Source organism: Dyella sp. (genome assembly GCF_051954575.1).
Classification (GTDB): domain Bacteria; phylum Pseudomonadota; class Gammaproteobacteria; order Xanthomonadales; family Rhodanobacteraceae; genus Dyella_B.
In genome coordinates this window covers 25,466-35,540 of sequence record NZ_JBQCHP010000034.1, presented here as the reverse complement: position 1 = coordinate 35,540, position 10,075 = coordinate 25,466, and the positions used below count along the sequence as shown (strand labels likewise).

The following is a 10,075-nucleotide window of genomic DNA, read 5'->3' as shown; positions in this document are numbered from 1 at the left end:
CCAATACGTGGGGCCAGCCCTGTCTGTCCGCATGCCGCAGGTACCCGTCTCGACAGACAGCCAGTCTGCCTTCGCCGACGGCCCTGTGGCCTGCGAACAGACAGGGCTGGTGACGACGGCGATACTTGATCAGTGTTGCCTAAAGTCAGGCGTGCGATGGCCGCGCGGGTAGAATAAAGGCTATGCACATCTTCAAAGTCTTCCAGATCGAGGCGGCGCACCGCTTGCCCAACGTGCCCGTCGGGCATAAATGCGCGCGCCTGCATGGCCATTCCTTTCGCGTCGAAATCCATGTGCGCGGCGAGCCTGATCCCACGCTCGGCTGGGTGATGGATTTCGCTGACGTCAAGGCGGCGTTCGCTCCCCTCTACGAGCAGCTCGACCACCACTACCTCAACGATATCGAGGGCCTGGAAAACCCCACCAGCGAAATGCTGGCGCGCTGGATCTGGAAACGGCTGGAGCCGACGCTACCCGGGCTGGACAAAGTGGTGGTGCACGAGACCTGTACTTCGGGCGCCAGCTGCAGCAAGGACAGTTTTTGACGCAACGCAAAATTCACGGTTCCGTCACCAACTTCCTACGCTGGTTGAAATTTTTGTGACAGTGGCGCTTTTTAACAAAAAACATATTGCACTGCACAAAATGCTCTGATAGGCTTTGTCCCACTCTCCCATAATCCCGCCGCGAGGGACCAAAGCCATGACTCAGCAGCTGAACACCCAGATCTTCGCTTATGCCAAGCAGCTTTCCGACAATGCATTCAAGGCGCATGCCCTGACCATCAAGGGTCTGGAGCAGGTTGCCGAACTGCAGCTCGCCGCCCTGGAAAAGCAGACCCAGGTCACCGCCGAGTTCATCGCCCAGGCAGTGGAAGTGCGCGACATCGACGCGCTGCGCGGCCTGTGGGAAAAGGGCGCTTCGCTCACCCGCGAACAGGCTGAGAACACGGTTTCCGTCACCAAGGAAGTGATCGCCGTGGCCCAGAAGACCGCCGAGTCCCTCAATGCGTTGCTGCAGGAGCAGCAGAAGGCTGCCAACGAAGCCGTGGCCGCCCCGGTTGCCGCGATCAAGAAAGCCGCTGCCGCCGCCAAGTAATTCCCGCTCACGCATATCGCGACTCCCCTTGCGATATGCCCTTGGGCCGGGCTCTGACGAGCCCGGCCTTTTTCTTGTCCGCTATGCCCCCCGAGGCGGCCTGCCGCATAAGCTCGGCTTGCTGGCCCAAAAGCTGCACTGATATAATTTTTCGGATTGGATCGTGACCCGTGGCGGGTTTGATGCCTTGCGGGAACCTCACGTGCTCAACAGTCTTGCTTCCGGTCGACACCTCGCGCTGCGATTGCTGCTATGGCAGCTGTTCGCGGCGCTCATTGTGGGCCTCGTTTTCGCGACCTTCGGGCTTCGCGAGGCGATAGCGGCGGCAGCTGGGGCGACGATCGCGGCGGCGGGTACCGCGCTGCTTTCGGCGAGGATGTTCAGCCAGGTGAGCGGCGCCGGTATGGCGCTCGGGCGGCTGCTGACGGGCATGATCCTGAAATGGATGGTGATCATCGGGGGGATGGTCGCGATCATGTTTCAATGGAAATTGCCGCCGCTGGCCGCCATTACGGGGCTGGTGGCCGCGTACGCGGTTAATCTGCTGGCATTCAGATTCAAGGGTTAAGAGATGGCAAGCGAGCCGCAGGGCGGTCTTACCGAATACATTCGGCACCATTTGGAGCATCTGAAGCCGCCGCACGTCAGTGAGGGCGGGTTCTGGTCGGTGCATATCGATTCTGTCACCGTTTCGCTGGCCCTCGGTGTGCTGTTCTGCCTGTGGTTCTGGCTGCTGGCTCGCAAGGCGACGGCGGGTGTGCCGAGCAAGGCGCAGGCGTTCCTGGAGATCGTGCTCGAGTTCGTCGACGGTCAGGTCAAGGACGTCTTCCACGGCGATCGCCGGTTTCTCGGTCCGCTGGCGCTCACCGTTTTCGTCTGGGTGTTCCTGATGAATGCCATGGACTTGCTGCCGGTCGACCTGCTGCCGTTGATCACGGCCAAGTTCGGCATCGGCCATTTCCGCCCTGTGCCTACCGCCGACGTCAATATGACGTTTGCGATGTCCATCACGGTGCTGATCCTGGTGATCTTCTATAGCTTCAAGGCCAAGGGTCTTGGCGGCTACATGCACGAACTATTCACGGCGCCATTCGGCAAGTGGTTTTTCCCCTTCAACTTCGCGCTGAATTTGGTGGAGCTGCTCTCCAAGCCGGTCAGCCTCGCGATGCGACTGTTCGGCAACATGTACGCGGGCGAGCTGGTGTTCCTGCTTATCGCCGGCCTGTTCAGTGCGGGCAGCTGGCTGCTTTTCAGTATGGGCGTAATCGGCTATGCGGTATGGGGCATCTTCCATATCCTGATCATCTCGATCCAGGCCTTCATCTTCATGGTGCTCACCGTCGTGTACATCTCGATGGCACACGATCACCACTGATTCAATCAACTTTGTCAGAACAATTGCTTTTCTTTTCTTGAGGAGAACATCGTGGAACTAGTTGCTCACATCGCCCAAGTGCAGGGCTTCACCGCCATCGCCCTCGGCCTGATCATTGGTTTCGGCGCGCTGGGCGCATGTATCGGTATCGGCATCATGGGCTCGAAGTTCCTCGAAGCGGCTGCCCGTCAGCCTGAGCTGGTGCCGCTGCTGCAGGGTCGCATGTTCCTGCTGGCCGGTCTGATCGACGCGGCGTTCCTGATCGGCGTGGCGCTGGCCATGTACTTCGCCGTGGCGAACCCGCTGCTCGGCAACTTGACCGCCGCGGCAGGTCACTAAGAAACCTCGTGGAACGTGGCGCCGCTAACGCGGCGCCACAGTCCCGTAGGGCATCGAGCCCGCAACACTACGTACGTACAGGTAACGCAGCGATGGAATTCAATGCCACTCTGATCGGCGAGATGATCTCATTCGCCATCTTGATCTGGTTTTGCGTGCATTTCGTATGGCCGCATCTCACCAAGGCCATCGAAGAGCGCCAGCTGAAGATCGCCGAAGGTCTCAACGCGGCCGAGCGTGCGCACGCCGAATTGCGGGAGGCCGACAACAAGGCCGCTTCCGAAATCAAGCAGGCGCGCCAGCAGGCGGCCGAGATCATCGACCGCGCGCAGCAGCAGGCCAACCAGATCCTGGATAAGGCCCGTGCCGATGCGGTGGCCGAGATCAATCGGCAGAAGGCGGCGGCGCAGGACGAAATCGCCTCGATGGCGCAGCGTGCGCGCGAAGAGCTGCGTGAACGCGTCGGTGCGCTGGCAGTGCAGGGCGCTTCGAAGATCGTGCAGCGCGAAATCGATGCAGCAACCCACAAGACGCTGCTCGACCAGCTCGCGGCCGAGATCTGATCGATGGCCGCGCAGTCGATCACTCTAGCCCGCCCCTACGCCCGCGCCGCTTTCGAGCTGGCCCGGGCCGAAGGTGCCCTCGCCGCCTGGTCGCAGGCGCTGGCGTTTTCGGCGCAGGTGTCGGCCGATCCGCGTGTCGTGGCGCTCAGCAACGATCCGCGCGTGCAGCCGGAGCAACTGGTTGCGCTGCATCTGCCCGACGCCAGCAAGGCGGACGGCGCTTTCGGCAAGTTCCTTACCGAGCTGGCCGAACGCCGTCGCGTATCGCTGCTGCCTGACGTGGCCGCGCTGTACGAAACCTACAAGCGCGAATCCGAGTCGCAGCTGCTGGTGAAAGTCACCAGCGCCATGGCTCTGGACGCCGCGCAAACCGAACAGCTCAAGGCATCGCTCAAGCGCCGCTTCAAGCGCGAGATCGAACTGGAAACCCAGGTCGATCCTTCGCTGCTGGCGGGCGTCGTGATCGATACCGGCAGCGAGGTGATCGACGGTTCCGCCCGCGGCCGCCTGCAGCGCCTGGCCAACGCGCTTACAAATTAAGCATACCTATTTAGGACCACGACCATGTCCAGCACCACTCTCAATCCGTCCGAGATCAGCGAACTGATCAAGAACCGCATCGAGCAGTTCAAGCTCGGCGCGGAAGCCCGCAACGAGGGCACGATCATCAGCGTGTCCGACGGCATCGTGCGCATCCACGGCCTGGCCGACGTGATGCAGGGCGAAATGATCGAACTGCCGGGCAACGCGTTCGCCCTGGCGCTGAACCTGGAGCGCGATTCCGTCGGCGCCGTGGTGCTGGGCGAATACCAGCACCTGCGCGAAGGCGACACCGCCAAGACCACCGGCCGCATCCTCGAAGTGCCGGTCGGTCCGGAAATGCTCGGTCGCGTGGTCGATGCGCTCGGCAATCCGATCGACGGCAAGGGTCCGCTCAACGCCAAGCTCAGCTCGCCGATCGAGAAGGTCGCGCCGGGCGTGGTGTGGCGTAAGTCTGTGGATCAACCTGTGCAGACTGGCTACAAGTCGGTCGACTCGATGATCCCGATCGGCCGCGGCCAGCGCGAGCTGGTTATCGGCGACCGCCAGACCGGCAAGACCGCGCTGGCCATCGACGCGATCATCAATCAGCGCGATTCCGGCATTAAGTGCATCTACGTCGCCATCGGCCAGAAGCGCTCGTCGATCGCCAACGTGGTGCGCAAGCTGGAAGAGAACGGCGCGCTGGCCAACACCATCGTGGTGGTCGCTTCAGCGTCCGAATCGGCTGCGCTGCAATACATCGCCCCGTACGCAGGTTGTGCGATGGGCGAATACTTCCGCGACCGCGGCGAGGATGCGCTGATCGTTTATGACGATCTGTCCAAGCAGGCCGTGGCCTACCGCCAGATCTCGCTGCTGCTGAAGCGCCCGCCGGGCCGCGAAGCGTATCCCGGTGACGTGTTCTACCTGCACTCGCGTCTGCTCGAGCGCGCCGCACGCGTGTCCGAGGAATACGTCGAGAAGTTCACCAATGGCGAGGTGAAGGGCAAGACCGGTTCGCTCACCGCGCTGCCGATCATCGAAACGCAGGCCGGTGACGTGTCGGCATTCGTGCCGACCAACGTGATCTCGATCACCGACGGCCAGATCTTCCTGGAAACCGACCTCTTCAACGCCGGCATCCGTCCGGCCGTGAACGCCGGTATCTCGGTGTCGCGCGTGGGTGGTGCGGCGCAGACCAAGATCGTGAAGAAGCTCTCCGGCGGCGTGAAGCTGGCGCTGGCGCAGTACCGCGAATTGGCCGCCTTCGCGCAGTTCGCGTCGGATCTGGATCCGGCCACGCGCGCCCAGCTCGACCGCGGCCAGCGCGTCACCGAGCTGATGAAACAGAAGCAGTACGCACCGCTGTCCATCGCCGAACTGGCCCTGTCCGTGTACGCCGCCGAAAAGGGCTACCTGGACGATTTGCCGGTGAACAAAGTGCTGCCGTTCGAGAAGGGCCTGCACGCGTTCTTCCACCAGAACCATGGCGAGCTGATGAAGAAGATCGTCGCCACCGGTGACTGGAACAACGACATCGAAGGCACGTTCAAGAGCGGCCTGGACGAGTTCAAGAAGACGGGTAGCTGGTAATTAAGAGCCGCGAATCGTCAATCGGAAAACGGGAATCGTTAAAGCGCGCTGCAATGCCTTTTGCGATTCTCGATGGACGATTCCCGATTCACGACTTACCTGAGCGAGCACAGCGAGCGAATTAAATGGCAAGCGGACGCGAAATTAAAACCAAGATCAAGAGCACGCAGAACATGCGCAAGGTGACGCGTGCGCTCGAAATGGTCTCGGCCTCCAAGATTCGCAAAGCGCAGGACCTGATGAAGGCCTCGCGTCCCTATGCGCGCGCCATGCGCAAGGTGATCGCGCACGTGGCGCAAGCCAGCACGGAGCTCAAGCATCCGTTCCTGGTCGAGCGCACGGACGTCGCGCGCGTGGCCTACGTGGTGGTGACCACCGATCGCGGCCTGTGCGGCGGCCTCAACTCCAACCTGTTCCGCCGCCTGCTGCCGGCCATTCGCGAATGGCAGGACAAGGGCGTGCAGGTGGACGTGGTCGCGATCGGCCAGAAGGCGGTGCAATTCTTCCGCCGGCTCAAGGGCATCAATCTGATCGGCAGCGCCACGCACCTGGGCGAACGCCCCAAGGTCGAGCAGTTGATCGGTGTGATCAAGGTCGTGCTGGACGCGTACACGGATGGCAAGCTGGATCGCGTGTTCCTGTCCTACAACGACTTCGTCAACACCATGACGCAGAAGCCGACGGTCGACGCGCTGCTGCCGTTGCCGGTCGTGGCGGCTGAAATGGAAGCGCAGCACGTCGCGGGTGTGGCGCTGGAACAGTCGCACGACTGGGACTACATCTACGAACCGGATGCCGCCGCCGTGCTCGAGCACGTGCTGGGCCGCTACATCGAATCGGTGGTTTACCAGGGCGTGCTGGAAAACCTCGCCAGCGAACATGCGGCGCGCATGGTGGCGATGAAGGCTGCATCCGACAACGCCAGCAAGGTGATCGCCGAGTTGACGCTGAGCTACAACAAGGCGCGCCAGGCGGCGATCACGCAGGAAATTTCCGAAATCGTAGGAGGAGCAGCAGCGGTGTAACCGCTGCTGTTCCCAAAATGAATGGCGACGCGAAGCGGCGCCGCAAAAGACACTTAAAAGATCCATCCGGAGCACATCCATGAGCCAGGGTAAAGTTGTACAGATCATCGGCGCGGTTATCGACGTCGAGTTCGCGCGCGATCAGGTGCCGCAGGTGTATGACGCACTGAAGATCGACGGCACCGACATCACGCTGGAAGTCCAGCAGGTGCTGGGTGACGGCGTGGTGCGTACGATCGCCCTGGGTTCCACCGACGGCCTGAAGCGCGGCCTCGTCGCCCGCAACACCGGCGAAGGCATCAAGGTGCCGGTCGGCAAGGCCACCCTGGGCCGCATCATGGACGTGCTCGGCAACCCGATCGACGAAGTCGGCCCGATCCAGGCGCAGGACCATTGGGTCATCCACCGCGAAGCGCCCTCGTACGACGACCAGGCGCTGGCCAACGAGCTGCTGGAAACCGGCATCAAGGTGATCGACCTGGTGTGCCCGTTCGCCAAGGGCGGCAAGGTCGGCCTGTTCGGCGGCGCCGGCGTGGGCAAGACGGTGAACATGCTGGAACTCATCAACAACATCGCCACCCAGCACTCGGGTCTGTCGGTGTTCGCCGGCGTGGGTGAGCGTACCCGCGAAGGCAACGACTTCTATCACGAGATGCAGGACGCTGGCGTGGTGAAGCTGGACAACCTGCCGGAGTCGAAAGTGGCGATGGTGTACGGCCAGATGAACGAGCCGCCGGGTAACCGCCTGCGCGTGGCGCTCACCGGCCTGACCATGGCCGAATACTTCCGCGACGAGAAGGACGAACACGGCAAGGGCCGCGACGTGCTGTTCTTCGTCGACAACATCTACCGCTACACCCTGGCCGGTACCGAGGTGTCCGCGCTGCTGGGCCGCATGCCGTCGGCGGTGGGTTACCAGCCGACGCTGGCCGAGGAAATGGGCGTGCTGCAGGAGCGCATCACCTCCACCAAGACCGGTTCGATCACCTCGATCCAGGCCGTGTACGTGCCCGCGGACGACCTGACCGACCCGTCGCCGGCCACCACTTTCGCGCACTTGGATTCCACCGTCACCCTGAGCCGCCAGATCGCCTCGCTGGGCATCTACCCGGCCGTGGACCCGCTGGATTCCACCAGCCGCCAGCTCGATCCGAACGTGGTCGGCGCGGAGCACTACGAAGTGGCCCGCAAGGTGCAGGGCACGCTGCAGCGCTACAAGGAGTTGAAGGACATCATCGCCATTCTCGGCATGGACGAGCTGTCCGAGGAAGACAAGCAGGTGGTGTACCGCGCGCGCAAGTGCGAGCGCTTCTTCTCGCAGCCGTTCCACGTGGCCGAAGTGTTCACCGGCGCGCCCGGCAAGTACGTGACGCTGAAGGAAACCATCCGCGGCTTCAAGATGATCGTCGAAGGCGAGGTGGACCACATCCCCGAGCAGGCGTTCTACATGGTCGGCGGCATCGACGAGGCCATCAAGAAGGCCGAGGAGATGGGCGCCAAGAAGGCGGCCTGAGTAAAGCCGGGAGTCGTCGATCGGGCATAGCAAGCGTCGTCTGCGCCGCTATCGATTGACGATTCCCGAACGACGATTTACGCCACCGAGCGAAGCGAGAATTCTATGAGCACCATTCGTTGCGACATCGTCAGTGCCGAAGCCGAGATCTTTCACGGCGATGCAGTGATGGTGGTCGCCACCGGCGAGCTGGGCGAGCTGGGCATTACGCCCCGCCACGCGCCGCTGATCACGCGCCTGAAGCCCGGCCATATCGACGTGGTGCTGGAAGGCGGCGAGCGCCAGCAGTTCTACGTGTCCGGCGGCATCCTGGAAGTGCAGCCGCAGGTGGTGACCGTGCTGGCCGATACCGCCGCGCGCGCCGCCGACCTGGACGAAGCCGCCGCCAAGCGCGCCAAACAGGAAGCCGAGGACGCGCTGGCCAACCGCTCGGGCACCGTCGACGTGGCCGAAGCGCAAGCCAAGCTGGCCCAGGCGCTGGCCCAGCTGCAGGCGCTGGAACGCCTGCGCAAGAACCTCAAGCACTGAGCACGTTTTGCATCCAGAAAAAACGCCGGCCTCGTGCCGGCGTTTTTGTTTGCACATTGCTTTGACGGCCGGGCGCCTCAAAGTGAGCCCGGGCGAGCGCTATCCTTAGCGCCCGAACGACATCAGGACTCGACCCTTTATGAGCCAGCCCTCCTTGCACGTCATCGTCCTCGCCGCCGGCGAAGGCAAGCGCATGAAGTCCAAAAAGGCCAAGGTATTGATGCCGCTTGCAGGTCGCCCGCTACTGGCGCATGTGCTGGCCACGGCGCGCGCGCTGCCTCCGGCCGCAATCCATGTCGTCTACGGCTTTTGCGGCGACCAGGTGCTGGCGGCGTTCGAAGGTCAGGCGGATCTGCAATGGAGCTTGCAGGCCGAGCAACTGGGTACCGGCCATGCCGTCGGTGAAGCGCTCAAGAAGGTGCCGGACGGCGCGCGCGTGCTGGTGCTCTACGGCGACGTGCCGCTGACGCGCGCGGAAACCCTGCAACGCCTGGTGCAAGCCGAAGGCAGCCTCTGCATGCTCGCGACGCGTGTCGCCCATCCCCATGGTTACGGCCGCGTATTGCGCGACGGCAATGGGTTCGTGCGCGCGGTGATCGAAGAAAAGGACGCCGACGACGCGCAACGTAGCATCAACTTGATCAACACCGGCATCGTCGCCGGGGAGGCCGCTTCGCTTCGGCGCTGGATAAGCCAGCTTGGCCGCAATAACGCGCAGGGCGAGTACTACCTCACCGATATTTTCGAGTTGGCTGCCACAGAAGGCCGCGCGGCGCAGTGCATCGAATGCGACGATGCGATGGAGGCGGCCGGCGCCAACACACCCACTCAACTCACCGAACTGGAAGACGCCTATCGCCAGCGTGCCGTGCACGCGCTGATGACCGAAGGCGTGCGCGTGGTTGATCCGCGGCGCGTGGAAGTGCGTGGCGCCGTGACGGCGGCGCGCGATGTCGAGATCGACATCGATGTGATCCTGGAAGGAAATGTGCAACTCGGCGAGGACGTGCGCATCGGCCCCTTTTCACGCCTGAAGGATGTGCAGCTCGCGCCCGGCACAGTCGTGCACGCGCATTGCGATCTGGATGGCGTGGTGACGCACGGCCCATGCCTGATCGGGCCGTTCGCGCGCCTGCGTCCCGGCACCGAGCTTGCGTCGGGCGTGCACGTGGGCAACTTCGTCGAAACCAAGAAAGCGCGCCTTGGCGAAGGCAGCAAGGCGAATCATCTTACTTATCTGGGCGACACGGTAATCGGCCGCCACGTCAATGTCGGCGCGGGCACGATCACCTGCAACTACGATGGCGTGAACAAGTTCGCCACCACCATCGAGGATGGCGCTTTCATCGGTTCCAACAGCGCGCTGGTCGCGCCGGTGAAGGTCGGTGCGCAAGCCACCATCGGCGCAGGCTCCGTCATCACGAAGGATGCGCCCGCGGGCGAACTCACGGTGGCGCGTGGCCGGCAAACCACCTTGCCGGGATGGAAGCGCCCCGAAAAACAGAAGTGAGCTGGATGC

At 62.9% G+C, this 10,075-nt stretch carries 12 protein-coding genes; all 12 read left to right on the top strand.

The window, feature by feature from the left end:
- Window positions 1–182 precede the first annotated feature (182 nt).
- Window positions 183–545: a 6-carboxytetrahydropterin synthase QueD gene (gene queD / locus ACTHNE_RS05120; RefSeq protein WP_324941500.1), complete on the top strand. Its 363-nt coding sequence runs from the start codon at window positions 183–185 to the stop codon at window positions 543–545.
- Window positions 546–702: 157 nt separating this feature from the next.
- Window positions 703–1,098 carry a phasin family protein gene (locus tag ACTHNE_RS05115; protein ID WP_324941503.1) on the top strand — a complete coding sequence of 132 codons (396 nt, stop codon included), beginning with the start codon at window positions 703–705 and terminating at the stop codon, window positions 1,096–1,098.
- 202 nt (window positions 1,099–1,300) lie between these two features.
- Window positions 1,301–1,666, top strand: a complete 366-nt coding sequence (locus ACTHNE_RS05110) for a hypothetical protein (protein WP_324941506.1) — start codon at window positions 1,301–1,303, stop codon at window positions 1,664–1,666.
- A gap of 3 nt (window positions 1,667–1,669) precedes the next feature.
- Complete coding sequence (gene atpB, locus ACTHNE_RS05105) at window positions 1,670–2,473, top strand: F0F1 ATP synthase subunit A (protein ID WP_324941509.1); 804 nt, start codon at window positions 1,670–1,672, stop codon at window positions 2,471–2,473.
- Between the two features lie 51 nt (window positions 2,474–2,524).
- Window positions 2,525–2,812: a F0F1 ATP synthase subunit C gene (gene atpE, locus ACTHNE_RS05100; protein WP_324941512.1), complete on the top strand. Its 288-nt coding sequence runs from the start codon at window positions 2,525–2,527 to the stop codon at window positions 2,810–2,812.
- Window positions 2,813–2,904: 92 nt separating this feature from the next.
- Window positions 2,905–3,375 carry a F0F1 ATP synthase subunit B gene (locus ACTHNE_RS05095; RefSeq protein ID WP_324941516.1) on the top strand — a complete coding sequence of 157 codons (471 nt, stop codon included), beginning with the start codon at window positions 2,905–2,907 and terminating at the stop codon, window positions 3,373–3,375.
- 3 nt (window positions 3,376–3,378) lie between these two features.
- On the top strand, window positions 3,379–3,915 hold the full coding sequence (locus ACTHNE_RS05090; RefSeq protein WP_324941519.1) for a F0F1 ATP synthase subunit delta: 537 nt from the start codon (window positions 3,379–3,381) through the stop codon (window positions 3,913–3,915).
- A gap of 24 nt (window positions 3,916–3,939) precedes the next feature.
- Window positions 3,940–5,490, top strand: coding sequence for a F0F1 ATP synthase subunit alpha (gene atpA, locus ACTHNE_RS05085; protein ID WP_324941522.1), 1,551 nt, complete (start codon window positions 3,940–3,942; stop codon window positions 5,488–5,490).
- A 125-nt stretch (window positions 5,491–5,615) separates the two neighbouring features.
- Window positions 5,616–6,515: a F0F1 ATP synthase subunit gamma gene (gene atpG, locus ACTHNE_RS05080; protein WP_440268677.1), complete on the top strand. Its 900-nt coding sequence runs from the start codon at window positions 5,616–5,618 to the stop codon at window positions 6,513–6,515.
- A gap of 79 nt (window positions 6,516–6,594) precedes the next feature.
- Complete coding sequence (gene atpD, locus ACTHNE_RS05075) at window positions 6,595–8,028, top strand: F0F1 ATP synthase subunit beta (RefSeq protein WP_324939497.1); 1,434 nt, start codon at window positions 6,595–6,597, stop codon at window positions 8,026–8,028.
- A 105-nt stretch (window positions 8,029–8,133) separates the two neighbouring features.
- On the top strand, window positions 8,134–8,556 hold the full coding sequence (locus tag ACTHNE_RS05070) for a F0F1 ATP synthase subunit epsilon (protein ID WP_324939501.1): 423 nt from the start codon (window positions 8,134–8,136) through the stop codon (window positions 8,554–8,556).
- Window positions 8,557–8,695: 139 nt separating this feature from the next.
- Complete coding sequence (glmU, locus tag ACTHNE_RS05065) at window positions 8,696–10,066, top strand: bifunctional UDP-N-acetylglucosamine diphosphorylase/glucosamine-1-phosphate N-acetyltransferase GlmU (RefSeq protein ID WP_324939504.1); 1,371 nt, start codon at window positions 8,696–8,698, stop codon at window positions 10,064–10,066.
- Window positions 10,067–10,075: the final 9 nt, after the last annotated feature.

Bases quoted from the DNA above. Each gene is read 5' to 3' on its own strand.
- queD (WP_324941500.1), top strand. From the start codon at position 183: ATGCACATCTTCAAAGTCTTCCAGATCGAGGCGGCGCACCGCTTGCCC.
- ACTHNE_RS05115 (WP_324941503.1), top strand. From the start codon at position 703: ATGACTCAGCAGCTGAACACCCAGATCTTCGCTTATGCCAAGCAGCTT.
- atpB (WP_324941509.1), top strand. From the start codon at position 1,670: ATGGCAAGCGAGCCGCAGGGCGGTCTTACCGAATACATTCGGCACCAT.
- ACTHNE_RS05095 (WP_324941516.1), top strand. From the start codon at position 2,905: ATGGAATTCAATGCCACTCTGATCGGCGAGATGATCTCATTCGCCATC.
- ACTHNE_RS05090 (WP_324941519.1), top strand. From the start codon at position 3,379: ATGGCCGCGCAGTCGATCACTCTAGCCCGCCCCTACGCCCGCGCCGCT.
- atpA (WP_324941522.1), top strand. From the start codon at position 3,940: ATGTCCAGCACCACTCTCAATCCGTCCGAGATCAGCGAACTGATCAAG.
- atpG (WP_440268677.1), top strand. From the start codon at position 5,616: ATGGCAAGCGGACGCGAAATTAAAACCAAGATCAAGAGCACGCAGAAC.
- atpD (WP_324939497.1), top strand. From the start codon at position 6,595: ATGAGCCAGGGTAAAGTTGTACAGATCATCGGCGCGGTTATCGACGTC.
- ACTHNE_RS05070 (WP_324939501.1), top strand. From the start codon at position 8,134: ATGAGCACCATTCGTTGCGACATCGTCAGTGCCGAAGCCGAGATCTTT.
- glmU (WP_324939504.1), top strand. From the start codon at position 8,696: ATGAGCCAGCCCTCCTTGCACGTCATCGTCCTCGCCGCCGGCGAAGGC.